Raw genomic sequence first — 26226 nt, 5'->3', positions numbered from 1 at the left:
TGGACCTACGCCGACAAGCCAGAAACCAAGCCCGTGGCCTGAGAACACCGCTTACATTGAAGCAAAGCCGACGTCCAGGATCTGTCTGGTGTCAATCTCCATGAAGCCGGGGTGCCTGATCAGGAGGGTCAGCGCCATCGGCGCGTGATGTCGGGCCGGCGACCGCGATGGCGTGCGATCCGCGGATATCGAGCGCGGTGGCAGGGATTGTCCCTCCCCTCTCGCTCGCAAGTGCATTGTGCGACGCGATCGGCAGCAACACCGTCGTTGTTCACGGTTTGAGCATACGGCGCTTCTGGGCAGATGAAGCGTTGGCGCCGCCGCGTGCGGCAGCCGTCATCCTTTGTACAATGTTTTTGGCAACCTCTTGCCGGGTCAACGCGTTCTGAGCGACAAACAAGGCGATCCAAGCCGAAGCAGAAAATGCTACGGAGGGGTCGCGTCGCCCGCCTCAAGGCGGCGTGGCGCAGTCGTTTGGAAAGAGTTCACGCATGGCGGACGGCAATGCCGCTCCGGGCGGAGGTCCGGAAAACCAAAGGCCAGACACTTCCCGGCCCAGCATCGAAGCGGCGGCAAGCTCCGGTGGTGCAACGTTTGCGCGTACGCGGAAAGCGCTTGCCGAAACCAGCCGGGCTTTGTTGAGACTTGGCGCGGCGGTGCGGGGCGATGCAGTCGACGCGGCACGGCAAGCCGCTGAAAAGCTTGGCATATTCGGCGGAAGTTCCTGGCAGCGACTGCGAGGGAGCCCCTCAAGCGCGAAGCCGGGGGGCGCCGGATTGACTGCAACAATCTTGAGCTGGGCACGGCTCCGGCGGCGTGTGCGGGACATCCCTTCCGTACGAGAGAGACCACGTAGCAGACGAGCTATCGTAATGCGGAGCGCGGCGACCGCGAGCGCGGCATCACTTGCCTCGCTGATCGCCCTCTTCTCCTGGGCCTTGGCCGACGTGCCTTGGAACGAGATCGCCGATGGTTCGCTGAAGCCGGTCGTGGTGCTTGAATCGGCCGCCGGCGAGCCGCTGGTGAGCCAGGGGCCGCTTCAGGGGCCTTATGCGGCGCGAGAAGATTTCCCGCCTCATCTCATCGATGCCGTCCTTACCAGAGAGGACCGGCGCTTCTATGAGCACTTCGGCGTCGATCTGAAGGGCATTCTTCGCGCAATCTACAGGAATGTCGGCGCAGGCGAAGTCGTTCAAGGCGGCAGCACGATCACTCAGCAACTGGTCAAGATCCTTTATCTGGAGCGAGACCGCACCTGGAAGCGAAAGATCCAGGAAGCTGTCATAGCATTCTGGCTGGAGCACAAACTTGGCAAGGATGAAATCCTCACGCGCTATCTGAACAACATCTACCTTGGTGCCGGTGCAACGGGCGTACCGGCGGCCGCCCGCATTTACTTCGACAAGGAGGTGCGGGAACTCAACGTAAGTGAATCGGCAATGCTTGCGGGTATTATCCGCGCGCCCTCGCAGCTCAACCCGATCAACAATCCAGATGGCGCGCGCCGGCAAGCGGAATCCGTGCTCGATGCCATGATCGAGGGCGGCAAGGTAACCGCGGGACAGGCCAAGACCGCGACTGCGGAGCTTCGTCCGGTAAAGCCGGCAACACGGTCGGGGAGCTGGTTTGCGGACTGGGTAATGCAGGAAGCGCGCGAGCTTGCGGGGCCCTATCGGGGCACGATCAAGGTCAGAACGACAATGATGCCACGGCTGCAAGCGATCGCCGAAAATGTCATTGCCGAAACCCTCCAGCAGGAAGGTACAAAAGCGGGAGTCCAGCAGGCTGCCTTGGTGGCGATGACGCCGCAGGGCGCCGTGGTCGCGATGGTCGGCGGGCGTGATTACTCAAAGAGCACGTTTAACCGCGCGGTTACGGCCATGCGCCAGCCTGGCTCCGCCTTCAAGCTCTTTGTCTACTATGCGGCATTGAAGGCCGGCCTTACACCTTTTGACTGGGTGGAGGATGCACCGATCGAGGTCGACGGCTGGTCCCCGGGAAACTATGGCGGCGGCTATCGCGGCCAAGTCAGTATAGCAGAGGCGTTCGCGCGGTCGCTGAACGCGGCGACGGTGGCACTGGCAATGGAGGTTGGGATCGACAAGGTCATCGCCGCCGCTCGGGAGCTCGGGATTGATGCCAAACTTGCTGAAACACCAAGCCTGGCCCTCGGCTCATCGGAAGTGAACCTGCTTGACCTCAGCGGCGCCTACGCCTCCGTTCTTGCTGGCGCCGCCCCGGTCGAGCCCTGGGGGATCGTATCCTTTCATGCCGACGGACAGCCACAGGCATTTCGCGTCGGGGCGTCAAAGCAACCCACGACCGACCTCGGCCAGTATCAGCCGGACCTCGTTGGTTTGTTGAGGTTGGTCGTCGAGCGCGGGACGGGACGCGAGGCCGATCTCGGGATGCTGCTCGCGGCGGGCAAGACCGGCACCAGTCAAAACCATCGCGACGCCTGGTTCATTGGCTTCACCGAACGGTTGGTCGTTGGGGTTTGGGTCGGGAACGACGACGAAACGCCGATGAACGAGGTAACAGGCGGTAAACTCCCGGCACGGATCTGGCGCAACTTCATGACCACCGCATTGGCGACGGGCAGCGAAAGCATACCAAACGAGCCCGATACGCCGGTGGCAGGTTCCACAAATGACGGCGGTGCACCTGCCTCCTGCAACTTTCACGCCTGCGCCCGCGCCTATCGCTCGTTTCAGCCGTCAGACTGCACGTTTCAACCGTACAGCGGGCCACGTCGGCTTTGCGAAAAATAGCAAACTCGCAACCTTCTGCGCGGGCCGGCGTAGGTGCGATGTCTCTATGCCAGGAACCATCCAGCGGATTGTCAGTTGGGAAAGATCGCTTGTGCATGGCGATTTTTTCGGCGGGACTGTGGCCGCCCTCGCTGCGCCTCGCGCGAAGTCAGGAGGCAAATATCATGGACGCTTCCACCGGCGACGGATCTCACCTTATCCTTCCGGGTGAGTTCGTTATGCTCAAGGATATCCTCGCGATTTCCGTCCACGAGCGGAACCTCTCGATCGACAGTGAGGAAGCAAGGGAAATTGCCGCGCGGCTGATCGATCTCTATCAAAACGGCGTCAGGGACCTCACGGCTCTGCGCGCCATGGCCAAGCTCTTTTAGGCGGTGACCTTGCCTCTCGCTGGAACGCCCGCAGGCTTGATTTATGCAGCTCCACGAGCTCGCCTTAGCTCAGTCCAAAAAACGAAAGGACGGCGAGGACGATCACGACAGCGCCCACGAGCCAAATGAGATTGTTCATAACGGTCTCCTTTGAATTGCTCTAAAAAACCGCGGCTCAGGCAAAATGTTCCGCCTCTCACGCCTGACGCTTCCTTCAATGAATAGACTTGGGCGCCGGCCTTGCCCGCTCCCGGTGAGACCGAGCAACGCCTTGCCGTCAATTTTTTCGCGCGGATGTATCGCCGGGCTATCAGGATTTGCGGCTGACGATGGCCTGCATGTCTTCCAACTTGAGGTCGTCGATCGCCGATAAAGCTTCCTCGGCGGACCAACCGGCGCGCATGGCTGCGGCCACAAGTCTGGCCTCGGCCTCCTGCTCGAGGTGCAGGTATAGCGACTCCAGCGCTTCGCGCGCGGTCACAACGTGCCCAGCGGGGGTGGCAACAGCGTGAGACTGCTGTGACATCGCACTTCCTCCATGGTTCGTGGTCACGATTAACGGAATGCTTGGGCGGCGCTTCTGTTCCCTCAAACGCCGTTGCTTTGTCGTTGATATTAAATGAATAGGGCGCTCAACCCATTGCGGGGAGCGCCCTATTCGACCCGGAGATGCAATTCCCGCCTGACCAATCGTCGGCTCGAAAGCACCTCGATACGGGTAGTGGCGTATTAGATGGGTGTCGGCCAGCCGGTTTCAAGCCTTCGTCGCGCACCGCTTTTGAGAAACCTGAAATGCCTGACTTCCTTGAGGAGCGAGGCAATGCCCGTGCCCCGGTGATCGCGGAAAGCGCTGGCGTAGAGGGTTACGCGCTCGCCTCCGCGAGAAACATCTCCGTCGTCATGAGCTGCAGTTGCACGGAAAAACGCTCGCCCAAAAGCTCCAGCGAGGCGTCATGTGAATCATCTGCGCTGCTGCACACGGCGTCTTTAAGAAGGATGACTCGATAACCGAGGTCGATTGCGCCGAGTGTCGCGGCGAGAACGCAAACATCGGTTTCGCCGCCACTGATAACCAGTGTCGAGACCTGGTCGCGTTGAAGTCTTGCATGGAGCGTGCCGTCAAACCACGGTGAGTAGGTACGCTTGTCGTGTATTTGGGCAGGTGGAACAAGGTTTGCAAGCGGCTGAATCAACTCGATCATGTCGGCGGGCAGATGCTCACCGGTCATCATCCACCATTTCGAATAATAGGCCGCCCATGTGCCCGGCATTCCGGCGGCGGTCCTGGGAGGAATGAAACGGGTGAAGATTGTGCGATCGCGATGACGGCCGGCTACCTCGATAACCTCGGGAGATACCTTGTCCATCCACGGAACATGCCATGGCGTATCTTCGGCAAACATCTTTTGCATGTCGACACAAAGATGCCGCCAGTGGCCAAGAGACTCCGCTTTGAAGAGTTTTGCCATGTCCTGTCTGCTCATGAGGGAACAATTGCGCGCCGACGATTGACGAGCCATTGCCTCGGCTGCGTCTTAGGAGCCGCTTCATTCGCTCGATGCTCCAACGTTTCCGGCTAACGACCGATCCGGATGTTTGTTCCCGGCCTTGGGGCACTGGCGAGGAGTGCCGGGCGGCGCATGATCCCGTAACAGGCATGTCGTTTGGAGAGGTAGAGGAAACAAAATCCGCCATCGCGAGTTCCAACACTAGGTGAACAAACGACCAGGAGAAAGTCATGGACTGGAACCGTGTTGAAGGTAACTGGAAGCAAGTCAAAGGGAAGATCAAGGAACAATGGGGGCGGCTCACCGATGACGATCTCGACGAGATCGCGGGTAAGCGTGAGCAACTCGAGGGCAAGATCCAGGAACGTTACGGCATCGAAAAGGACAACGTAAGACGAGATGTCGACGATTGGTATTCCCGCCAGACGTGGAACTGATGCGCTTTGAGAGATTGTCCGGTACCCCGCCTCTCGGCGGGGTACCTTCGTGTTTGGCGCGCGACGTCCAGCGCGCGAGTCGACGTTTGGGTCTGTCACGGCGGACCGCCGGGTTGGCCTAACCCCTCATTGTCCGATAGCGTTCGCGCTCGCGTTCGATCTCGTCTGGCGTGTAGGGTGCCGCGGCACCGTCAAAGCGCGCCCAACCCTCCTCGGTATAGGCGCGCTGCCGCTCGGCGGGATCAACCCAATTTGATTTCTGCAGGATCGCGAGGACCTGAGTTGCGCGGCTTTCATCGACACGTGCCGACACGAGCGTCCCCCCGCGTCGAACCCCTTCGGCGTAAAAGTGGGCTTCTTCTTCGGGCACTCCCGAATCCGTTAGTGCGCCGATGATGCCACCCGTTGCGCCGCCGGCCACGGCCCCGGCAACAGCACCGGCGGCGGTCGAGGCCAGCCATCCTGCTGCGACGACAGGACCGACGCCCGGAATTGCCATTAGACCGAGACCGGTCAGAAGACCGATCGCGCCGCCGCCCGCGGCCCCGAGGCCGGCACCTGCTCCCGCCCCCGCGGCTGCTCCCGAGGCCTCGTCGGAATAACGTTCTCCGGCGTTGTTTGCGACTATGCTGATATCGTCGGACGGAATGCCGACAGCTTCCAATTCGCTCACGGCTTTGCGGGCGTCCTGATAGTCATCGAAAAGCGCTGAGACAGTTCTCATGCTTGTGCTCCTTGGTGGATTTGGTAGGGCGTCTTCTGATCAGAGCGCCGTTACGTTGCCTTGATAATCGAGTGCGACCGAAACGGACTTTCCGTCCTTCATTGCGGTCGCGCGCCAGACACCTTGATCATCAAGCTTCAGCTCCTTGACCTCGGTGTAACCGGCCTGCTCCATGCGTTGCTTTGCCTGATCTTCCGTGAAGCTGTTAGCTCCCTCGACAGGCGCAGCCGGATTGGTACTGTCAGGCGTGGTGACTGCGGGGGTGTCCCCCGACGGAGAAGCCGTCTGCGCAACCGCCGGCACCGTGGCAGCGCCCATCAGCGCCGCCGCCGCAAAGATCTTATATTTCATTTGCTTACCTCTTCCTGGATCTGGTCTCCGAATCCGGTCAAAATCAAACCAACGAACGGAATTTTGGTTCCGGCAATCCGTCTTGACCGAAGTCGCGGAAGCATCGTGCATCCCTCGGCGTTCGCTGATTTCAACGCTCGCGGAAGCCATGATTTGGTTACGCGGGATCCCGGCAGAACCACCGCTCGCGGTGTTGACGCCGCCGCCCTACTTGGTTCCGGTCAGGTGCGATCGCGGTGAGCTTTCCAACATTCTACTGCATCTCGCCATGGAGGGACTGTGGGCGCCCATACTGACGCCCAAAGACGTAAGGAGAAATAACCGAGGAAGTGGACGGCGAGGTCGCCGCATCATGTTGGGGGTTTGCGCGTCGCTAGCGCACCGGAGGAGTCGAATAGAGCCCTACTCTCAGAGGTGCGATATGTATCTCCACAAGTGATTAAGACCAATCAATGCATATTTCAGGGGGATTTGACCCGCGATCTCCATAAATATGCTTTTCACGATTTGTAATAGTCTTTAACATTTCGCAAATATGCGGAACCTATTGTTACGCGGCTCGTTCAGTCCTTCATACGATGAAAGGAGTACTGACCATGAGTGCAAAGATTCTTTTGGTGTCCGCGCTTGCGACAGGCCTTCTTGCAGCTCCCGCAATGGCAAACGATAACAACGATGCCGCCGTAACAGGTGCTGCGGGTGGGGCTGTAACAGGTGCGATCGTCGGGGGTCCGGTGGGCGCTGCTGTCGGCGGCGCGGTCGGGCTTATTGCCGGTGCCGTCATTTCTCCTCCACCACAGCAGGTGGTCACATATGTCGAGCAGCAGCCGATGCCGGCAAATACGATCGTTATCCAGGAGCCCATCGCAGTGGGCCGGCCGCTTCCACGGACGGTCACTCTGACGCCAATTCCCGAGAATCCGACCTATGCCTATGCTGTGGTGAATAAGCAGCGCGTGATCGTTGATCCAAAGACCTACACCGTAGTGCAGGTCATCCAGTAGGCCGGCTATGCTCCCTGCCCTCCCGGCGGGGAGCCTGCTTTCTGTCATGCCGCCAGATTATCGACCCACCTTTTCGTCTAGCTCGCGGGCGCAACCGTGAGGGTGCCTCGTTCGGGATAGAATCTCTCACAGGAGGAGACGTTTTACATAGTCGAGGCGGTGCATCAGGTCCGCCAGCAGAACATCGACGCGGCTTTTCGGCTCCCATCGGCGATGTGTCATCCCGGCGACGGCCAAAACGGCGACAAGAATAACGCCAGCAAAGATGATGGGGTGGTCGGTGATGGCGCCTCCAGCCGCTCTGCCCGCCGCTCGCGTCCTCGATAGCGAAGGCTGCACACCGTCGTAACCCGCTTGGGCGACCGCACGCTTGAGTGCTTCCAAGTCGGCGCGGAGCTGTTTGATCTGCTTGGCGGGCGACGGCGGCCTGTTTTTCTGCACACCAACTGTTTCATTCTGCTTATCGACAATACCGACGGGAATGGTTTCCCCAATTCTGGGAGCCTTGGCCATGAAAATCTCCTCGACGTAGCCGTGAGCACAATCGTGCAGGGCGGCGAAAGTTCCACGACGTTCATGCATGTACTGAAGGCCCGCTTGGGGGGCGCCCAGCGACTTGGAACGCCGACGCGACCAACCCTGATGGTTCAGTTCAATTGGCTGGCCGCACGGGTTTGTCTTCGGCGTTCGGTGGAACGCGCCTTTCGGCGGGCAATCCTAAGCTCGGCAAGTGTCGGCTTCCACCAGCCGAGGACATGGTCCCGCAGCCCCGGCTCACCACGGGCCGGCCAAGTCGCTATGAGCTCTGACAGGGTTGCAGGGCGCCAAGTGCCCCAGACATAGTCAAGCCCAGTCCGGGCGGCATGTGGATAGAAGGTAATGAGCACGGGCGGCTCGACGAACTCGCCCGAGACCTCGACAAAGACGACGATCCCGTACTGCTCGGTTGCGACGGGGCGGCCCAAGGGTGGCAACTCATCATAAGGCAAGGGATAACGACGGCGGCGGCGTTCCGCCGAACGCAACCGCGCGGCCTTCTGCTCCGTCGAGTTTCTTGTCGCCTCCCGACGTCGCTTCCGTTCCTCCGGTTCACTACGTCTCGCCGCTTCTTCGATCCTTTGCCAGCGGCGACGCAGTTCCTCATAGGACCGGAACGGCACGTGCCAGAGGCGTAGATCCTCGTCCCAGCGTGACCATGGAATTGCACGCAGTTCCTCAAGAACGGTCTTGGAATAGGGTGTTCGAACGCGGAGGTCCTCGCCGATCTCGAGATAGGGACTGACAATCGGATCAAAGGCATAAGCATCTCTGCCCTTGGAGTCTCCATGCGCATCGAGAAGCTCGGCTTCTCGCGCGAGCCAGCGGTCCACTCGGCGGGCAGCGGTTTTGCCCGGGACAAACCAGCTCCTGCGCTCGTCACTCCACCTCGCGCGCGGAAAGGCCTCCCGGAAACGCTCGACCGTCATTCGGTCGTAGGGGAAGGTCGCGAACGTGCCGAGCGTTTCTTCTTTTTCGCGCGCGGGTCGTTGCTTCAACTCCACGACAATAAACCCTAGGCGATCGACGTCTCAAAGGGAAACGCCAAGCTGCCGAGGTTGGTTCATCGAGGCCGGGCAAGCGATCACGCGCTTGTTCGAACGTCGCTCATCAGTTGAGCTGCAGGAACAAACGTGTCGTGCGGACCGTTACGAGCATGTCGAGGATTGCGGGCTTTGCGAGCGCCCCGCGGGAAGACAAGTCCGGCTGAAGGTTGCTAAGATCATTTGTTGTTCCATTGAAACAACAACAAAGTGTTCTAACCATTTGAAATCACGCAATTCCCGGACGAAAACGCTTTCATGGAATTGCCCTGGGTCGTGATGAACAATGATCTGCTGCTTACGTTGGGAGTTGCCTCTGCTGCGGCTGTCGCGTCGCCGATGGGCGGCCTGATCGCGATCGCGATCAGGCCATCGAGCCTCGTGCTTTCGATCACAGTCGGCTTTGCAGCCGGCGTTCTGCTCGGCACCTTCGCATTTGAAATGATGCCCAAGTCTCTGGAACTCGCAAGTGTCCCGGTCGTGGTCACCGGATTTCTGCTTGGCCTGGCTCTCGTCTACGTTCTCGACCTCTACGTCAATCGCTGGCAAATGGCAGGGGTGGAAGCGGATCAAAAGCGCGCGGTCGACCGCCTGCACCGGCGCAAGAAACCCCGTGGTAGCGGCATTGCTGTGCTCGCCGGCGGCACGAGCGCAGAGGAACTGATCGAAGGCATGGCGATCGGCATTGGCGCCGCATTCGAGCCTGGCGTGGTCCTGATCGTGGGCTTGGCCATCTGCGTCGACAATCTCAGCGAGGGCATGAGCATCGGCGAATTGGCCTTCGATGAGGAGCAGCAGGGAGCAAACCGGTACATTCTCGGCTGGACGTCGGTAATCGGGATCTCCCTGTTCGTCTCGGCGGTTGCGGGCTGGTTTCTTCTGAAGGGTCTATCAGAAGCGGTCCTGGGCTTCCTTTTTGCGATGGGCGCCGGCGGCATGTTTTACCTTACCATCACCGACCTCGTACCCGAGGCGGAGTCGCACCAGTTCCAGCAGTCTTCGGCGATCGCCAACGCCATCGGCTTCCTGGGAGTCATGGCGCTTGCGGAATTAACTTGAGCAAGAATGGGCGGAACCCGAGGCTTCGGCGCGCAACTGCAAGCGCCGCGCCACGCTCCAGAAACAATTGCGCATTTCAGACGATCGCCCGATCCCAGCCGCCATAGTGCTCCTTGCTGCGCGTCCCGCGCGGCAGGCTGAGTGCAATCAGCGCCAACCCAATTGCGACGTCCGCGAATGCGGCCATGCCACCGCCAGCAAGCAAAAATGGTGATGCCGTAACCCACGCACCGAGCGCAACATTCAGGAAACGGACGGGGCGTACAACTTCTGCCATCGCCGTAACCGCGACCATAATGACGATGCAGCCGACGACGTGATCACTATAATAGAGCGGCGGATTGCTGCCAAAGACGAGCGGCGTCGCCATCAAGACCGCGCCGAGGAAGACGCTTGCCACCAGGGTCCACGGAAAATTGACACCGCCCGTGATGAACACCCTGAGCAGCTTGGAAGCCGGGCGGTCGAGATCGGGCCCGGGCGTTTGATTTTCCGAAAGCGCCGGACCGCCCATCCAGAACGTTCGCCAGAGCGGCTCGCCCGCCCTCGTCGCCCGCCAGAGATATTGAATGGTCGCCAGCACCTCGTCGATCGAATAGGGGATCAGGACAACGGTAACTGCGGCCTGGACGATGCAGAGCGTGCACAGCGCGCCGATCAGCGGCGGCTGAATGATGATGAAGGAGACGCTTACCGCGCCGAGCGGAATGATCAGCAAGCCGAAGAGCAGCACCATCCAGGGCATGGTGCGCCAGCGGCGCCGGTCGCCGATCGCACCGGCGAGGATGTCGAGCGCGTAGGCAAAGGCACCGAGCCCGGCATCCGCGATTGGAAACCCCTTTGATACCCATGACGTCACGACCGCTTCACTGCCGTTGCGCACGGGGGCGGCGCCCGGCCTGAAGAACGGGTCCCAGAGGCCGTCGATATGCCCCATCTGATAGGCGGCGAGATAGCGCGAGACGAACAGGCCGACGAAGGCGAGCGCCACGATGGGGATACGTTGCGTGAAGGAGGACGGTGAATAGCTCCAGCCGAGGGGGCGGTCGTCATCCGCCGCAAGCGCCCGGCTGCGGATGCCCGGCGTCGGCGGGATCATTACGGCGAAGACCGGGATCAGCATGCCGGCAAGCGTGTCGATTGCGTATGCGGCGGCGCTTGTCGTCCAGAAGACGAGCGGGGCGAACATGATCCAGACGCCGAGACCCGCCGTAATCCACTGCCCCCAGGACCAACGGCGATACATACCGAACAGCGCGAAAGCGAGTACGAGCAGTCCGGAGACGATCTCGCTGATGCCGAGACGCGTATTGCGGATATCGGCTTCGGTAATCTCGTGCCCCAGCGCGGGAGGCAGCGGTGCGACAACCGGATCAAAAAGGCCGAGCGTCATCGGCGAAGCGATAAGCCACAGGCCTAGCGCGACGTTTGCCAGCGGCGCCCAGAGCGTGCGCAGCCGGTGTTGCTCCACGGCGGCCTCGACCTCCTCGTTGCTGCGCTCCAGCGGTCGGTCGAGTCTTTTCTCGGCTTGCTCGATCTCCGGCCCCGAAGCGGCCACCGCGGAGGGCTCCAGCTTGTTCTTCGCGTACCAGTCGGTCGGATCTTCCTTCAGTCGTCCGATCATTTCCGGCAGTGTGATTGCAAGGCTATGTCTGGGCTCCCAGTCGAGCAGGGTTCGGGCGCGGGAAATGTCGATCTCGTAGTGATCGTCCGAATTCTCGATCATCCATGGTTTGATGTCTGTCTCCTGGTCGAGCACCTCCGTCTGCACCCATGCCCCCGTCTTGGCGAGCCCCTTGGGCAGGACGAGCGTGCGCCAGTCCTCGCCATGGATAAGCTGGCCGAAGCGTTTCTGCAGATCCCCGTAGGACAGGGTTTCTTCCTCGCCGATCAGCATCACGCTTTCGGCCGGCAATTCGCCGCGACGGTCGACGGTGCGCACAAAGACTTCAACCAGGTCGTCCTTGTGCAAGTAAGGCTGCCCTGCCCCAAGATCGCCACTAAAAACGTAGGCTGTGGGAAGCCGCTCGAAGATACGGGCAATCTGTTGCGCGATGAATGTGGCGCGGCAGTCCTCGTCATAGACGCCGGCAAGACGCAGGATCACGGTCTTGATCCTGCCGCGTTCCTTCGCGATTACCGCCTCGGTTTCGGCTTTCGACTTCGGATATGCCCAGGACGGTTCTAGCGGAGAGGCCTCGTCGATCGGCGCGCCTTTGTCCGGGCTCGGAGCGTGCACCAGCAGCGTGCTCGCGAAGATGAACTGCTCGGTTTCGAGGTCCTGCAGTGCGGTGAGCAGCCGACGCGTCCCCTCAACATTCACCGCATCATACTTCGGGTTGCTTTTGCCACTCGTGTCGTAGTAGGCGGCGAGATGGATCACCGAGGCCAAGCGACTGCTGCTGCGACTGCGCACCGCCTCCACCGCATCCCTCACGCTGTCATCGGAGGTCAGATCAATTTCGATCGTCTCGAAGCCGTCTGACGGACCCTTCGGGGCAGCCACGTCGAAACCGATGACGCGGTATCGGTCTTTCAAGCCGGACGCGATCGCCTGTCCGAGAAAGCCGCTCGAGCCCGTGATGACAACGGTCGGCTGATTTGTTTCTTTCGGCATGTCGAAGCCTTTGCGGAAGCTTCTTTGCAAACGTCCCTTCCAACGGGAAGTTCCGAGCCGCGTTCCCTCCCCCGCAAGGCTCGGCGCGCCTTTCGTGATCAGTTGTGATGGTCGCCTGGGTTGCGATCCGTAACTGCCGGGGCGTGCGAAGAGCCTCTCGCGGCTCTTTGAGCAGTCCCGCGCCCCGCTTCTCGCCGGGGCGCGGCGCGATCGTTCAGGTATTAGACGATGCGAACTCTGCCATGCTCCTGATAAGGAAATAACCGACCGTGGCGCCGGCATCCTGCAGGCCGATGGTTTTTTCCTGGAAGGCAGCGGCCTTGCCGTGTTGGGCGAGCATCGACTTCGTCGCTTCAAGTGCCTGCTCCGCGGCATCTGACGCCGCCCCGAGCGCCTTGGTCAGCGGCTCGCCGGAGCCTGCGGCAGCCTCAAGTGCAACGGCGATCGGGTCCAGCACGTCAAGCAAGGTCTTGTCGCCCACCTTCGCCTTGCCGCGTTCGGCTACACCGTCGCGGAACGCGCGCCAGAAGCCCGCCATCTCGCCAGCCCCCAATGCCGCGGCGCCTTCGGTCGACTTGCTTGCGCGCAGGAAGCCGGTTGCGGTCAGCGTGCCCATGGTGGACGGCGCGGTGCGGGCCATCGTTGCCCCCGCCGTCCGCAGGAGCTTGGAAATCCCCGCCGCCTCACCCTCGGCTGCAACCGCGTCCGCGGCCGCGGCAAACGATTTGCTCATGGTGATGCCGAGGTCGCTATCGCCCACCTTGCCATCGAGCGAGATCAGGAATTCGCGCTGCTCGGCAAATAGCGACTTCCAGGTTTCGAAAAGCCGGATCAGGTCGGATGCCTTTATCGCGTCCATCATCTCACCTCAGGATGCAAAGTGCTTGAAGAACGGGGTGTTGGCGGGCGCTGAGACGAGCCGGTCGAGCTCTTCATCGAGATGCAGCACCGAAATCGAAGCGCCGGCCATTTCCATGGAGGTGGCGAATTCGCCAACCCAGACATGCTTCGCCTTGACGCCGCGTGCATCGAGAAGCTGCGCGACGCGACGAAACAGAATGTACAACTCTTCCATCGGCGTACCGCCGAGGCCGTTGACGAGCACGGCGACATCGTTTCCTTGCTTGTAATCCTGTTCGGCGAAGATGCGCTCCATCATCTCGTCGATGACCTGGTCGGCGGGTGCCAGTTTCTTGCGGCTGATGCCAGGCTCGCCATGGATGCCCATGCCGATTTCCATTTCGTCCTCGCCTATCGAGAACGTAGCGTGCCCGATCTCCGGCACCACGCAACTCGACAGAGCGACGCCCATGGTCCGGGTCCTCGACCGCGCCTTGTCCGCAATCCTCGTCACTTCGTCGAGCGACAGGCTTTCGGCCGCAGCCGCGCCCGCGGCCTTGTAGACGAAGAAGATGCCGGCAACGCCACGGCGCTTGTGCTCCTCGCCCACGACCGACGACGCAACGTCGTCATTGCCGACCACTTGCTTCACCTGGATGCCATCGAGATCGGCAAGCTCGGCTGCCATGTCGAAATTGATGATGTCGCCACTGTAGTTGCCGTAGATGTAGAGTACCCCGGCCCCCTGATCGATATGCTTGGTGACCTGATACATCTGCTCGGCACTCGGCGACTGGAAGACGCCGCCAACGGCCGCGCCGTCGAGCATGCCATCGCCTACGTAGCCGAGAAAGAGCGGCAAATGACCGGAACCGCCGCCGGTCGCGATGCCAACCTTGCCGGCCTTCGGTTTCGCCGTCACCATGCAGCGCTTGTCGTCTGCGACATAGGTCAATTCCCTGTGTGCGCCATAGATGCCCTCCAGCATCTCATCGACGAAATTGACCGGGTCGTTCAGAAACTTCTTCATGAATTCCTCTCTGAGTAAGGGCTTATTTCTTGCGTTGGCGGGTGACGAAAAAGGCGGCGGCGAGCAGGATGAAACTGCCCACGACAAGCCGCTGCCACGTGCTGGGAATACCCACCATCACGAGCACGCTGTTGATGACGACGATCAGAAGCACACCGAGAATCGTACCGAGCACGGTGCCTGTGCCGCCGGTGATCCTTGCGCCGCCGAGGACAACGGCCGCGATCACGTTGATCTCGGTCCCGACCAGGTCGAAAGGATTGGCCTGCCGGTTAGCGCAGACATGGATGATGCCTGCGAGCCCCGCCAACGCTCCCGCATAGCCGAAGAGAAAGATCTGGACAGTGCGCAGGTTGTAGCCGAGGCGGCTGGCGATGTTTGCGTTTCCGCCGACGGCAAAGATCGCGCGTCCCATCAGCGTTCGGTTCAGGATCCACCACGTCACTAGCGCGGCCACCGGCAGGATCAGGAAGTAGAACGGAAGTGTCACCACGGCCCCGTTCGCGGATTCGAACTGGAAGAGTGGCATTCGGCCGAATGCGCCCATCTGCGGCGGCAGGGACATGATCCATACCGTGCCGACGAAGGAGAGCAGGAAACCGCGGAACAGATATTGCGTGCCGATCGTCACGATCAGTGACGGTACGTTCAGATGGTGCACCAATAGGCCGTTGACGATGCCAAGTAGCATGCCGCCCAGGATAGCGACGAGCAGAATGACGACAATCGGTGTGGTGGGAAAGTGATTGAGCACCAGCACCGTCAGCGAATACATGGTGAAGGCTGCGATCGCCGTGAACGAGACGTCGATGCCGCCGGCCGCCAGAATGATGAAGACGCCAAGGGCGAAAAGACCCATCACCACGCTGGCGCGGCCGATGTCGATCAGCGTCGAGGGCTGCAGGAAAGCCGGATTGATCACGGCAACGATCACGCAGATCGCCACCAGCAGCACGAAGGTGATCGATTCCGGCCGCCTGCGGATCAGGTCCCCCAGGCTGAAAGACCGGGTCCGCGAGGCGCCTTCCTGAAGCTCCTCGATCCGTGAAGCACTCATTGAATGGTCTCCATCTTCGAAGTCAGCATTGCCCTGTAGAGCTGTTCCTCGGTCGCCTGCTCCGCGTCGACCGCGGCAACGACGCGTCCGCTGTTCATGACCAGAATGCGATCCGCGTTCTGCAGCAGCTCCGGCAGATCGTCGCTCACGATGATCAGGCCCATGCCGGCCTCGGCCAGCGACTGGATTGCGCGATAGATCGTGTCCTTCGACCCGACGTCGACACCGACCGTCGGACCATGAAGCACCAGAAGCTTGGGTGCGATGCTGAGCCAGCGGCCTATCAGGACACGTTGCTGGTTGCCGCCCGACAGCGCGCCGACCGGCAGGTCCAGGTTTCTGGTGTTGAGGCGCATTTCCTCGCAAAGGCGGGCAGCGATCGCGCGGCCCTCTTCCTTGTCGACGACGCCGAGCGCATTGCTGAGCTTGGTGACGATCAGCGCGATCTCGTTCTCGAAGATCGACTTGTCCAGAAACAGACCTTCGGCGAGACGGTCCTCGGGCACATATCCGATACCAAGCGCGATGGCGTCGGCGGGACGCCGGATGGACACGTCGCGCCCCTCCAGAGTGATCGTGCCGGAGCCGGCCGGCTCGACGCCCGTGATCGCCATGGCAAGCTCGTTGCGACCAGAGTCGGCAAGTCCGGTGATCCCCAGGATTTCGCCTTGCCGGACGCTGAAACTGACCTGCTCCACGCCGTGCGCCATCAAACGGCTGACTTTCAGCACCTCAGTCGTTGCCGGCTTGCCTGTCCGATAGCGTTCGGAGTCGATGGCGCGCCCCGTCATCAGCTCCGCAAGCTGCTTCTTGCTGTATTCTTCGATAGGCCCCTGCGCGATGCATTGTCCGTCGCGGAACACGATGGCATGGCCGCCGATGCGGTAGCACTCGTCAAGCTTGTGGGTCACGAACAGCACCGCGACGTTCTCCGAACGCAGCCGTTCCACAACGCGGATCAGGTTGTCGACCTCACGTCGGGTGAGCGAGGTGGTGGGCTCGTCCATGATCACAAGCTTGGCGCGTGTGGCGATTGCCCGGGCGATCGCCACGAGTTGGCGCGCCGCGAGCGGAAGATCGGAGACTGTCGTATTAAGGAACGCGCGGTCGGTTGGCAAGCCGACCGTTGCAAGCGCTTTTTCGGCAGTCTGCCGCAGGCGTGCGCGGTCGAAAAGTCGTGCCAGCCGCCCGTTTGCACCAACGAGTTGCTCGTTCAGAGCTACGTTCTCAGCGACGGTCAGGTTGGGAAGAAGCGAAAGATCCTGGTATACGGTCTCTATCCCTGCGGCTAACGATTGTATCGGCGTCAGAGCGGTGAAGCTCTGGCCGTCCAGCACGATTTCCCCGGCGCTCGGCTCAAGCGCCCCGGACATGATCTTGATGACCGTGCTCTTGCCGCAACCGTTCTCACCCAGCAGGTGGTAGGCTTCGCCGAGTTGAAGTGTAAGATCGATGCCGCGCAGTGCATGCACGCCGCCAAACCATTTCTGGATGTTTCTAAGCTCGAGGAACCGGCCCGAGCCTTGTTCGCCACTTGCTTTTGCCGACACGTCGCAGTCCTTCGTAAATTGCAAACAGCCGCGACGGGCGCCGCGGTTAACGGCCGGGGAGCCTTAAGACGTCCCCGGCCGGCTTGGGAGAGCGATCAGAAAAGGTGCTCTTTGTAGGTGGCCTTGTCGGCGAGCACCATGCCGTTGCCGACGATCAACAGGCCCTCGCCCGCGCCCTTCTTCACCGTCACCTTGTTGTAACCCTCGACACCGAGGTCGATGCCGTTCGCGACCTCTTTTTTCTCGAGAAGGAGCTTGGCCACGGCGTTCATCGCCATGCCGGCCTTCTGCGGGTCCCAGAAGCCGATAGCGGTGATCGCGCCGGACTCGAGCAAATCGGCGGACGGGTTTGGCAGGCCGGTGCCGACCAGGCATACCTTGCCCGTGAGGCCCGCTTCGTCGATAGCGCGGCCGACGCCAAGGACGTCGTTGCCAGCGGAGGTCTGGAAGCCCTTGATATCCGGATGCTTGCGCAGGATCTCCTTGGCCTTTTCATAGGTACCGTTCGCATCGTCGAAGGATTCGTTGTTGGGATCCACGAGCTGCATGTCAGAGTATTTCTTGGCGTTCTCCTCGCCTGCGCCAACCCACTGCATGTGGGTGCGGCTGCCAAGCGAGCCGACGAAGGTCGTCCACTTGCCCTGCTTGCCCATGCATTCGGCCAGGCGCTCGTTCAACGCCGCGCCGTAATCGGCATTGTCGAACGCCTCGACATCGGCATGGGTGTTCACCTGGTTGTCTGCTTCGTGGGTCACGACGACGACGCCGCGCTCCATCGCACGCTTGAAGGTGCCTTCGAGAACTGCCGGATCCATCGGAACGACGGCCAGAGCGTTGACGCCCTTGGCGACGAGGTCCTGGATGATCTGGAGCTGCTGGGCGGAATCGGCGGTGGCCGGGCCGCTCTGGCTCGCATCCACGTCCGGATTGGCCTCAGCGAACGCATCGACCCCAGTGTTCATGCGGTCGAACCACGGAATACCGCTGATCTTCACGACGGTTGCAATGACCGGCTTTTCCTGCGCAACGAGGGTGCCGACGGAACCGACGAGCACTGCGGCCGCGACCGCCGTGCCAGCCAGCATCTTCTTCGAAAGTGACTTCATGTTTTCCTCCACGACAAGTTTCCCTCAGTTGTCTTGCTTCGGCGCGTGAGGGCGCGGCGCCAAAGAAACCGGCTGGCGATTGCCAGGGAACAGGAGGCCGGTCAGGTCATAGCGACCAACGGCAAGGAAGGTGAGCAGCAGCAGTCCCCAGGCGAAATCGCGCACGAAGTTGGACAGGCCGCCGAAATTGAGAAGACTCGACATCAACTGCAGCGCCACGGCGCTCAGGACCACACAGATCACCCGTCCATAACCACCTTCGGGCTTCACGCCGGCCATGACCGCGATCAGGATCGCGATCAGCAGATAGGAACTGCCGTAGTCGAACTTAACGTTGACGTTGCGCGCGGCGATGATGACGCCCGCCAATCCCGAAAGCGTGCCGCTGATCGCATAGGTCGCCACCAGCACGCCGGTCCTCGGAAAGCCTGCATAGACCGCTGCCTTCGGATTGGTACCCGTCAGCATCAGCCAGAGCCCATAGGGCGTGAACTTCAACGCTGCTGCGATCAATCCCGCGACGACGACGAAGATCAGGAAGCTGATCGGCACCTCCAGGAACATGTCGTTACCGATGCTGGAGAGAAGTGCCGGACTGCCAACCATAACCGCCTTGCCACCGGAGACGACGACCGCGAGCCCCATGAAGGCCATTTGCGTGCCGAGCGTGCAGAGGATCGGCGTGATGTTGAGTTTCGAGATCAGCAGGCCGTTGATCACGCCACCGAAGAAGCCGATCGCCACTGCACCCCCGATGAAGCCCAAGCTGAAAGCCAACTCGCTTTCCGCACTCGACACAAAGGACGACACGATTACCGCGGAGAGCACCCCGGAGAGGTTCGCCAGGGCAATGCCCGAGAGATCGATACCGCCATTTCCGGCGCACATCGCGAGCATGACGCCAATGGCGAGGAGGCCGATTTCCGGCAGCTGACTCGCCATCGACTGAAGATTGAACAGCGAAAGGAAAGAGCCGCCTGATATGGCGGCGCCAAGAACCAGCAACAGGCAATTGATGGCAACGAGCATGACGAGCTGCCCGCCAGTCTTTTGCATGGTCTCCTCCCTTGTTTAGTAAACCGATGCAAGCTTTACTAAAACGGTTATCAAAGGAAATTACCTTCCGCAAGCCGATTCTCCATGAATTTCGGTTGCGGCTAGGCAGCTTTTGTCCTACGCCTCGTAATCAGGCGGGGCACCTGTTTACTAAACGCTCTTGTCTCCGCGGCATGAGAAATCGGACTCCGGATAGGTGCGTATGAAGGAAAAGAAAACTCTGACCATCCGGGACATCGCGGACGCTGCGGGCGTGTCGCCCGCGACGGTTTCGCTCGTCTTGAACGGAAAGGGAGACATTTCAGGTGTCACGCGTGCGCGCGTGCTGGAGGCAGTGGCCAGCCTCAACTATGTGCCGCGGGTGACCAAGAGCACTACCGAGCCAGGAGAAACCTTGCGGTTCTTGAAGATCGCCAAACACGGTCACACCGTGAATCGCGATCACAGCGTCTTCATATCCGACTACATCGACGGCATGTCGGCTGAGGCCACACGCCGGAACTACACGCTGGAGGTGGTCAGTTTCGAGGGGCAGCCAATCAGCGCCGTTGCGGAGTCCCTGGCCGGAGCTCCGATCAGCGGGGTCATCGCCTTGGGAACAGAACTCACCGAGGCCGATATCCGCCTGATACAGGGGTTGGGCCTGCCAACGGTTTTCATCGATACCTTCTATGACGTGATCGACGCCAATTTCGTCGACATGAACAATGAAGATGCCGTCTACAAGGTGTTGTCGCGGTTTCAGCAGCAGGGTTTCAAGCGCATCGGCTTCGTGGCGAGTCATGTCGATACCACGAACTTCAAGCTACGGCAGGACGCCTTCTTCAAGAACATGGCGCGCCTTGGCCTGAAGCCGCGCGAAGAGGACATAATCTCGGTCGAGTCGACCTATGACGGCGCCTATGCCGATACCCGCGCGCTTCTGCAATCCGGCATCGAGCTTGCGGAATGTTATTTCTGCACCAACGACATCATCGCCTACGGCTTCATACGCGCTCTTAAAGAGTTCGGCATTCGCATTCCCGACGATGTCTCGGTCATCGGTTTCGACAATCTTCCGCAAAGTGCGACGATGGAACCCTCGCTGACGACGATCGAAGTTTCCAAGCGCAAGATCGGGTACCTGGCGGTGACCGTTCTCGACGATCTGATCAACGCAGCCGAGCTTCAGCCATCCGTAAAAATCCTGGTGGGTGCGGATCTCGTTGTGCGCGCCAGCGACTCGCGCGGAGAGAAGCAGCCGAGCAGGCGAAGATCGGCGAAGACGACCGCGAGGCAGCCTGCGGATTAAGCGTCAAGGGCGCCCACTGGCCCGACACAGGAGGAACCAAGATGCCATCGCTGGCCCTGATCCATACAGTGCCCGATCTCGCTGCGAAGTTCCGGCCGCTTACCGCGCGGTCCCTGCCCGGCTGGACGAGCTTCAACATCGTCGACGAAAGCCTGTTGGCCAATACGGTGCGTGACGGCGTGCTCTCGCAAAAGACGACGCAGCGGCTCGGCAACTACGTCTTCTCCGCCGCCGATGCCGGTGCGGACGCAATCGTTGTCACATGCTCGACGCTCGGCGGTGCGGTCGACCTCATCCGGCCGCTCTCGTCCGTACCGCTCTTCCGCATCGATCGGGGCATGGCCGAGGCCGCCGTGGAACGCGCGCGGCGCATCGGCGTGCTTGCGACACTAGCCACGACCCTCGCCCCGACAAGTGCGCTGCTGCAGGACTGCGCCCGGGCCGAGGGGAAAGACTGCACGATTGTGCCGATGCTGTGCGACGGCGCTTTCGAGCGGCTCAGCGCCGGCGATCGCGAGGCGCACGACGCACGGGTAATGGAGGGCTATCGTTCACTAGCGAAATCCGTCGACCTCGTTGTGCTTGCCCAGGCATCGATGGCCGCGGCACTTGCCGACCGTGGCGTTGAAACACCCGTGCCCTTCCTGACCAGTCCGGAACTCGGAATGGCCCATATCGCCACGCAGCTGGCATCGATCTGAAAAGGCCCGGCGGCTGCAAATATTCATTGATGGGAGTGAACAATGGAATACAGGACACTCGGCCGCTCCGGCCTCAAGGTTTCGGCCATCACGATGGGAACCTTCTCCTTCGGCGGCGTCGGCGCCTTTGCGAAAGTCGCAAACCAGGACGTGAAGGATGCGCGGCGGCTCATCGACGTCTGCGTCGATGGCGGCGTGAACCTTTTCGACACCGCCAACATGTATTCGCTCGGTCGCTCCGAGGAGATCCTTGGCGAGGCACTCGAGGGCAAACGGGATCGCGTGCTGATCTCCTCAAAGGCGCGCATGCGGATCGGCGACGGACCGAACGACGAGGGTGTATCCCGCTATCACCTCATCCGCGAATGCGAGAGGAGCCTCAAACGCCTCAAGACCGATCATATCGACATTTACTTCATGCACGAATGGGACGGGGTGACGCCGCTGGATGAGATGCTCTCTGCGCTCGACATGCTGATGCGTCAGGGCAAGATCCGATACATCGGCTGCTCCAATTATTCGGGCTGGCACATCATGAAGGCTCTCGGTGTCGCCGAAACCAGAAATCTGCCACGCTTCGTCACGCAGCAGATCCATTACACGCTCGAGGCCCGTGAAGCGGAATACGAGCTGTTGCCCATCTCGGTCGATCAGGGCCTCGGCGTGATGGTCTGGAGCCCGCTGGCGGCCGGGTTGCTCTCGGGTGCCTTCGGCCGCGACAAGGCTCCGGCTCACTCCCGGCAAGCGGCGGGCTGGACCGAGCCGCCGATCCGTGACCAGGAGCGACTCTGGAACATCATCGATGTGCTTGAAGAGATCGCCGCGGAGCGAGGCGTCAGTGTCGCCCAGGTCAATCTCGCCTGGACGTTAACCCGGCCGGGCGTCGCAACGCTTGTTGTCGGCGGACTTAGCGAGCAGCAATTCAGGGACAATATCGCGGCGGTCGATCTCGTGCTTTCGGCAGAGGAGCTGGAGCGGCTGAACCAGGTCAGCCGCCTGCCTTACCTCTATCCTTATTGGCATCAGCACAATTTCGCCAGGGACCGCTTCGGTCCAGCCGACTGGAGCTTGCATGCGAGCTATGAGGCTCTCGGACTTGTCTAGAGTGGGATGGGGAAAAGCGTATGCGGCCCGCATCCCGCTCCAACTTAGTAGAATCGATTTTATGATTTTAGGTCGACCCGACCCAAAATCATTATGATCAGTGCCGCGAGCAACAAAGCGCTCGTCCTCCCGGCGAGCGCAGCATGTCTTAAACATCGCCAAGGCATAGCCTCTCGTGATCCGTTGCTTCGCAACGTCACAAAGCTCAGACATCAAGCGAAACGAGCTGTACTTCGCGCGGGCCGCTTCAGAACGAACGCGGCGCCGGATCCACAAGCTTCAGGCTTCCGCCAGCCACCTGATGGATAGCACAGGTTCGCCTTACGGAACCGTCCTTGTCGAAACGAAATGCGGCTGCCGCACCGAGGAAACCAGCGGGGGACTTCATGGTTTGCTCGTTAATTCCATTTTCATTTTGCGTGCGCGCGAGACCCGCCGCGAGCGCGACGACATCAAAGCCGTAGGCTGCGTCGACATCTGCCGGCCGCTCATATCTCTGGCGGAAGCTTGCCGTCATCCGCGAGCCGTTCTCCGGCCCGAAGAGACAGAGGTGACTGCCGGCGAGCTCCGGACGCTTGTAGGCGGCGGATGACCAACCGGAGCTGCCGAGGATAATCGCGTCCGGCTTCAGGTACCCGCCCGCCCTCAACCGCGAAAGGGCGCCTACGTCCGCATCGCCCGCACCGACCAGGAGTACCGAGTCGACGTCCTTTATCCTGGCTTTGGTGTTCGCATCTCCCGAAAACGGTTCTGCGCCCGCGGCGGTCATCACGAGCGGCTTGATGTTGTAGCTGGCAAGTCCACTGGCCAGCCGTTGGCTCTCGGTTGCGGTCAAATCCGCCGACGAGAGCACGACAAGCCGTGTTCGGCCGGATGCTGCCGCGTAGGAAGCGCCTTCGACGGCGCTGTCGATCCGGTCGGACACGAAGGAAAACGTTCCAGCCGGTCGTTCCAATGCATTGTTCCGCAGCGCCAGGATTGGTGCGCCCTTGGCGCCGAACCCCTCGCGAACGACGCCTATCGGCGCGTCAGTGGCCGACACGGCGACGAGCTTCACATCCTGGCTTGCAAGCCGCTGGGCGGCGTCCCGCAGCTGTTGCGGTGAGCCGTCGGTATTTTCTATGGCAAGCGCAAGCTCACCGCCGCCGAGTTCGTCCAGCGCGAGCAGCGCACCGTCGCGAACGTCGCGCTCTCGCTCGCTTGCACCGGTCGTCGCCATCAGCGCGGTGACAAGCCCGATGCGAGTTGGTCCGACGCCAATGGTCTCCTGCGGCTTGGGCGCTTGCATGGCCGCACGGCGCACCTGCCCCGCCTTTGGCGGTGCGACGTCAAGGACCTCCTTCGTCGCGCCCTGACAACCGGCAAGCAGCCCGCACATCATTGTCGCAAGCGTCACCCATGGAAGGCGAAGCGCGGCGCGCTTTGCCGATGGAACTGCATTGACCGGCATGGGCTAACCGTCTCTTTTCAGTGCATGAAGCGGAGCATCTTGGCGTGGAAGCAATCGCATTTGGCGAGATAGTCTTCGTCGCGCCAACCGGACTGCAGGTAACCATAGGCCTTGCCGCAAGCAACCTTGGCCTCCGAGGCCCAGACGAATGTCGGGCGGGTGGAAGAAATCCATCGCGGGTCGTCGGCGACCGCGACCGCCTGGTCCATGCGTGACACGACCTCCTTCGTGAGCAAGGTAATGTCCTGTCCTGCCGCTAGAGACGACGCGTCAAGCGTGTCGCATTGCCTTGCGCCAGCCACATAATCGACCACAAGGTCGGCGGCATGAGTTGCCGAAGCTGCGAGGACAATCACTGCCCCCGTGAATATAACTCTGATCATTCGCTAGATGCCCCCTCCGGAAAGCCCGGTCCGCGCCATGTTTGCCGCGAGTCGGAAAAATGTAAAGATGATGCCGACGATCAGACCTCACCCGTTGTCTTGGTGCCGTTCTCGTTGAAGAGTATCTTCACGACCTCGGTCGAGACCGAGAAATCTTCGAGAACGGCCACGGTCTGCCACCCTGAGGCATTCCCGGCGCTGCCGTCCGTGTCCACCTGCAGGCTGGCGCTGCTGTTATTGGCGTCCTGGACGACCCTGACGAAGTTGTCGTCGAGTACGGTGTCGGGCGCCAGGTCACCAAGCAGCTCGGTCAGGTCGACGACGTCGCCCTCGCTCGCCTGATAGTCGGTGATGACGTCGTCGATGCCGATCTGCAGTTCGTTGCCGCCGATCACAAAGGTATCGGCGCCACCGCTGCCCGTCATCGTGTCCGAGCCCACGCCGCCATAAAGTTGATCGTCGAAAGCGCTGCCAATCAGGATGTCGTCGTAGGCCGACCCGATGATACCTTCGATGTTCCGGTAGGTGTCGATGCCCAGACCAACCGCAGTGAGGTCCGCCACGGTATTGCCCGTCGACTGCGTAAGTGTGAGTGTCACGCCTGAGGAAGCATCAGACAGATCGAGGAGATCAACACCGCTCCCGCCATCAATGGTGTCGTTGCCGGCGCCGCCACGCAGCGTATCGTTGCCGCCGCCGCCATTGATCACGTCGTTTCCGCCGCGGCCGATGATGGTGTCGTCGAGAGCGCCGCCGGTGAGATTGTCGGCAGCTGAGGTACCATAGATGAGATTGGACTTCGTATTGTCGCCAACAACGACGATGCCGGGATCGCCCGGATCATTGTAATAGAACTGGAACTCAGCGGACCGCCCTTGAAAATTACCACCATTGTTGTCGTAATAACTCATCGTCCACTGATCGCCAGCGTGGACGGGATTTTGCGCGAGAAAATCTGCGAGGGTCGTCGCCGTCGCGATGCCCGAGCTGTTAAGCAGGTAAATGTTTGAATAGCTTACGGTCGCGGCCATGAGACCGGTGCTCTGATCGAAAAACCAGCTTTGCTCGAACTTCGCCGCTGTCGTGTCTGCCTCGACGACGACGAACCTGTTGGTTCCGATCTGAAGCTCGATCTGCAGTTCCTTTTCACGTGCAGTACCTGCGCTGCTTCCATTGAATCCGGTCGGATCACGCTCGCCAAGCGGGATCGGCGTCTGGAAGTTCGTCTGTTGAAAATCCGTCAGGATCTTGATTGTTGCACCCGACAAATTCGCATTAATGCCATCGGCAAAGCTCTGGGATACCGGCATCATTTTGGTGACGCTGTTTCCCGAGGTCAGCGGCCCGCCTTTGTCGTCGTTGATGCTCACTGAGGTTGCAGGCAGCCGGTTGGGCGGCACCTCGTTGATCGTCACCGAATAGGCTGTCGTTGTCGTCCCGTCGCTCGCCTGCAGGTTCAAGGTTCTGACGACGGTGTCATTGACCGTAGCGGTCGGCCTGTAGACGAGATCGTCAAGCAGATTGACGCCGGACGCGGGATTGTAGAGCACCGTCGCGCCGGTCACCGCCACGTAGCTGCTGCCGTCGAAATAGAACACGCCACTTGGTGCATTGGTCGCGGTGACGATGACGTTTTCGCCATCGACATCCGTCGGGACCGATACCTGCAGCGGATATCCGCTGCCAAAGCCAGGTGTCTGCTGGGCCGGATCGCTCGGTAGCCAAACGCAGGTGCTTGCCACCACAGGCGCGTCGTTGGCGCCGTTGATGGTAATCGTCACAGTCTCGGTGTCGGTCGCGCCATGGCTATCGGTGACGGTGACCTGATAGGCGAAGCTGATCGTTTCGCCGCTGTCGAGGAACTGCACAAGCGCATTCGAGACGTTGTAGGTCCAGTTGGAGCCGGCGATCGCAAAATTGTTGGTCAACTCAGCAATCTGCGATGCGGTGAGCACGGTGGAAAGATCACCGCCCGACCATGCCGGCGCGCCGACGAGCGTGCTCGTCACCGAATGTGTATCGGTGATGTCGACGTCTGTGTAGCTCAGGTTGCCGCTGTCGCTGAGGTTGCCGGCAAGAACACCGAGATCCTCCGTCACGGAACCGGCGTGATCGACAGTCAAAACCGGCGCATCGTTGGTGCCGGTGATGGTGATCGTCACCGTCTGGGTGTCGGTGGCGCCCTTGTCGTCGGTGACCGTCACCACGAAGGTCTCGGTGCGGCTCTCGCCCTCGG

Annotated in this window: 24 protein-coding genes; 8 read left to right on the top strand and 16 right to left on the bottom strand. The window is 60.9% G+C overall.

Annotation, left to right across the window (positions count from 1 at the left end; all coding sequences use genetic code 11):
- Positions 1 to 491 precede the first annotated feature (491 nt).
- Positions 492 to 2771 (top strand): PBP1A family penicillin-binding protein, encoded by a 2280-nt coding sequence (locus ILFOPFJJ_RS33635; protein ID WP_173514728.1) that lies wholly within the window; start codon positions 492 to 494, stop codon positions 2769 to 2771.
- A gap of 164 nt (positions 2772 to 2935) precedes the next feature.
- Entirely contained in the window at positions 2936 to 3142 is a 207-nt protein-coding gene (locus ILFOPFJJ_RS33630; RefSeq protein WP_173514727.1) for a hypothetical protein, read from the top strand.
- 310 nt (positions 3143 to 3452) lie between these two features.
- On the opposite strand, the gene ILFOPFJJ_RS33625 is transcribed toward ILFOPFJJ_RS33630, so the two are convergent.
- Together ILFOPFJJ_RS33625 and ILFOPFJJ_RS33620 are read right to left on the bottom strand one after the other, a co-directional pair.
- A complete protein-coding gene (locus ILFOPFJJ_RS33625; RefSeq protein ID WP_173514726.1) occupies positions 3453 to 3668 on the bottom strand; it encodes a hypothetical protein in 216 nt (71 codons plus the stop codon).
- Positions 3669 to 4005: 337 nt separating this feature from the next.
- Positions 4006 to 4611, bottom strand: a complete 606-nt coding sequence (locus tag ILFOPFJJ_RS33620) for a cysteine hydrolase family protein (protein WP_173514725.1) — start codon at positions 4609 to 4611, stop codon at positions 4006 to 4008.
- Between the two features lie 269 nt (positions 4612 to 4880).
- On the opposite strand from ILFOPFJJ_RS33620, the gene ILFOPFJJ_RS33615 reads away from it, so the two are divergent.
- Positions 4881 to 5087: a CsbD family protein gene (locus ILFOPFJJ_RS33615; protein ID WP_173514724.1), complete on the top strand. Its 207-nt coding sequence runs from the start codon at positions 4881 to 4883 to the stop codon at positions 5085 to 5087.
- 118 nt (positions 5088 to 5205) lie between these two features.
- Here ILFOPFJJ_RS33615 and ILFOPFJJ_RS33610 read toward each other — a convergent pair whose 3' ends face one another.
- Together ILFOPFJJ_RS33610 and ILFOPFJJ_RS33605 are read right to left on the bottom strand one after the other, a co-directional pair.
- Entirely contained in the window at positions 5206 to 5811 is a 606-nt protein-coding gene (locus ILFOPFJJ_RS33610; protein WP_173514723.1) for a general stress protein, read from the bottom strand.
- A gap of 39 nt (positions 5812 to 5850) precedes the next feature.
- Positions 5851 to 6162: a PepSY domain-containing protein gene (locus ILFOPFJJ_RS33605; RefSeq protein WP_173514722.1), complete on the bottom strand. Its 312-nt coding sequence runs from the start codon at positions 6160 to 6162 to the stop codon at positions 5851 to 5853.
- Positions 6163 to 6758: 596 nt separating this feature from the next.
- Between ILFOPFJJ_RS33605 and ILFOPFJJ_RS33600 the strand changes: the two genes are divergently transcribed.
- Positions 6759 to 7166 carry a DUF1236 domain-containing protein gene (locus tag ILFOPFJJ_RS33600; RefSeq protein WP_173514721.1) on the top strand — a complete coding sequence of 136 codons (408 nt, stop codon included), beginning with the start codon at positions 6759 to 6761 and terminating at the stop codon, positions 7164 to 7166.
- Between the two features lie 126 nt (positions 7167 to 7292).
- Here the strand turns inward: ILFOPFJJ_RS33600 and ILFOPFJJ_RS33595 are convergent, their stop codons facing one another.
- Complete coding sequence (locus tag ILFOPFJJ_RS33595; protein WP_173514720.1) at positions 7293 to 7679, bottom strand: hypothetical protein; 387 nt, start codon at positions 7677 to 7679, stop codon at positions 7293 to 7295.
- 134 nt (positions 7680 to 7813) lie between these two features.
- The gene (locus ILFOPFJJ_RS33590) at positions 7814 to 8707 is read right to left on the bottom strand and encodes a hypothetical protein (RefSeq protein ID WP_173514719.1); all 894 of its coding nucleotides are present in this window, start codon (positions 8705 to 8707) and stop codon (positions 7814 to 7816) included.
- A gap of 318 nt (positions 8708 to 9025) precedes the next feature.
- On the opposite strand from ILFOPFJJ_RS33590, the gene ILFOPFJJ_RS33585 reads away from it, so the two are divergent.
- A complete protein-coding gene (locus ILFOPFJJ_RS33585; protein WP_173514730.1) occupies positions 9026 to 9805 on the top strand; it encodes a ZIP family metal transporter in 780 nt (259 codons plus the stop codon).
- Positions 9806 to 9881: 76 nt separating this feature from the next.
- Here ILFOPFJJ_RS33585 and ILFOPFJJ_RS33580 read toward each other — a convergent pair whose 3' ends face one another.
- The 7 genes from ILFOPFJJ_RS33580 to ILFOPFJJ_RS33550 all read right to left on the bottom strand — a co-directional run bounded on the left by ILFOPFJJ_RS33580 (position 9882) and on the right by ILFOPFJJ_RS33550 (position 19061).
- Complete coding sequence (locus ILFOPFJJ_RS33580) at positions 9882 to 12422, bottom strand: NAD-dependent epimerase/dehydratase family protein (protein ID WP_173514718.1); 2541 nt, start codon at positions 12420 to 12422, stop codon at positions 9882 to 9884.
- Between the two features lie 214 nt (positions 12423 to 12636).
- A complete protein-coding gene (locus ILFOPFJJ_RS33575) occupies positions 12637 to 13281 on the bottom strand; it encodes a dihydroxyacetone kinase family protein (protein ID WP_173514729.1) in 645 nt (214 codons plus the stop codon).
- 9 nt (positions 13282 to 13290) lie between these two features.
- Entirely contained in the window at positions 13291 to 14292 is a 1002-nt protein-coding gene (locus tag ILFOPFJJ_RS33570) for a dihydroxyacetone kinase subunit DhaK (protein WP_173514717.1), read from the bottom strand.
- A gap of 22 nt (positions 14293 to 14314) precedes the next feature.
- Positions 14315 to 15349 (bottom strand): ABC transporter permease, encoded by a 1035-nt coding sequence (locus ILFOPFJJ_RS33565; RefSeq protein WP_173514716.1) that lies wholly within the window; start codon positions 15347 to 15349, stop codon positions 14315 to 14317.
- Positions 15346 to 16899: a sugar ABC transporter ATP-binding protein gene (locus tag ILFOPFJJ_RS33560; RefSeq protein WP_173514715.1), complete on the bottom strand. Its 1554-nt coding sequence runs from the start codon at positions 16897 to 16899 to the stop codon at positions 15346 to 15348. Before ILFOPFJJ_RS33560 ends, ILFOPFJJ_RS33565 begins: the two co-directional genes overlap by 4 nt.
- 95 nt (positions 16900 to 16994) lie before the next feature.
- Complete coding sequence (locus tag ILFOPFJJ_RS33555; protein ID WP_173514714.1) at positions 16995 to 18005, bottom strand: substrate-binding domain-containing protein; 1011 nt, start codon at positions 18003 to 18005, stop codon at positions 16995 to 16997.
- A gap of 24 nt (positions 18006 to 18029) precedes the next feature.
- Entirely contained in the window at positions 18030 to 19061 is a 1032-nt protein-coding gene (locus ILFOPFJJ_RS33550) for an ABC transporter permease (RefSeq protein WP_173514713.1), read from the bottom strand.
- A 202-nt stretch (positions 19062 to 19263) separates the two neighbouring features.
- Between ILFOPFJJ_RS33550 and ILFOPFJJ_RS33545 the strand changes: the two genes are divergently transcribed.
- Genes ILFOPFJJ_RS33545 through ILFOPFJJ_RS33535 form a run of 3 tightly spaced genes read left to right on the top strand, consistent with a single transcriptional unit; the run spans position 19264 to position 22157 of the window.
- Positions 19264 to 20352, top strand: a complete 1089-nt coding sequence (locus tag ILFOPFJJ_RS33545) for a LacI family DNA-binding transcriptional regulator (RefSeq protein ID WP_173514712.1) — start codon at positions 19264 to 19266, stop codon at positions 20350 to 20352.
- Positions 20353 to 20393: 41 nt separating this feature from the next.
- Positions 20394 to 21053 (top strand): aspartate/glutamate racemase family protein, encoded by a 660-nt coding sequence (locus ILFOPFJJ_RS33540; RefSeq protein ID WP_173514711.1) that lies wholly within the window; start codon positions 20394 to 20396, stop codon positions 21051 to 21053.
- A gap of 42 nt (positions 21054 to 21095) precedes the next feature.
- A complete protein-coding gene (locus ILFOPFJJ_RS33535; RefSeq protein WP_173514710.1) occupies positions 21096 to 22157 on the top strand; it encodes an aldo/keto reductase in 1062 nt (353 codons plus the stop codon).
- Between the two features lie 247 nt (positions 22158 to 22404).
- Here the strand turns inward: ILFOPFJJ_RS33535 and ILFOPFJJ_RS33530 are convergent, their stop codons facing one another.
- The 3 genes from ILFOPFJJ_RS33530 to ILFOPFJJ_RS33520 form a co-directional block, all read right to left on the bottom strand.
- Positions 22405 to 23607 carry a type 1 periplasmic-binding domain-containing protein gene (locus tag ILFOPFJJ_RS33530; RefSeq protein ID WP_173514709.1) on the bottom strand — a complete coding sequence of 401 codons (1203 nt, stop codon included), beginning with the start codon at positions 23605 to 23607 and terminating at the stop codon, positions 22405 to 22407.
- 17 nt (positions 23608 to 23624) lie between these two features.
- The gene (locus ILFOPFJJ_RS33525) at positions 23625 to 23990 is read right to left on the bottom strand and encodes a hypothetical protein (RefSeq protein WP_173514708.1); all 366 of its coding nucleotides are present in this window, start codon (positions 23988 to 23990) and stop codon (positions 23625 to 23627) included.
- Positions 23991 to 24070: 80 nt separating this feature from the next.
- Positions 24071 to 26226: VCBS domain-containing protein (locus tag ILFOPFJJ_RS33520; protein WP_173514707.1), on the bottom strand; the 2156-nt coding region annotated here is incomplete at its 5' end.

The sequence above is a fragment of the Sinorhizobium psoraleae genome (assembly GCF_013283645.1).
Taxonomy (GTDB): domain Bacteria; phylum Pseudomonadota; class Alphaproteobacteria; order Rhizobiales; family Rhizobiaceae; genus Sinorhizobium; species Sinorhizobium psoraleae.
The sequence above is the reverse complement of the archived record's forward strand: the minus strand, read 5'-3'. Positions and strand labels throughout refer to the sequence as shown.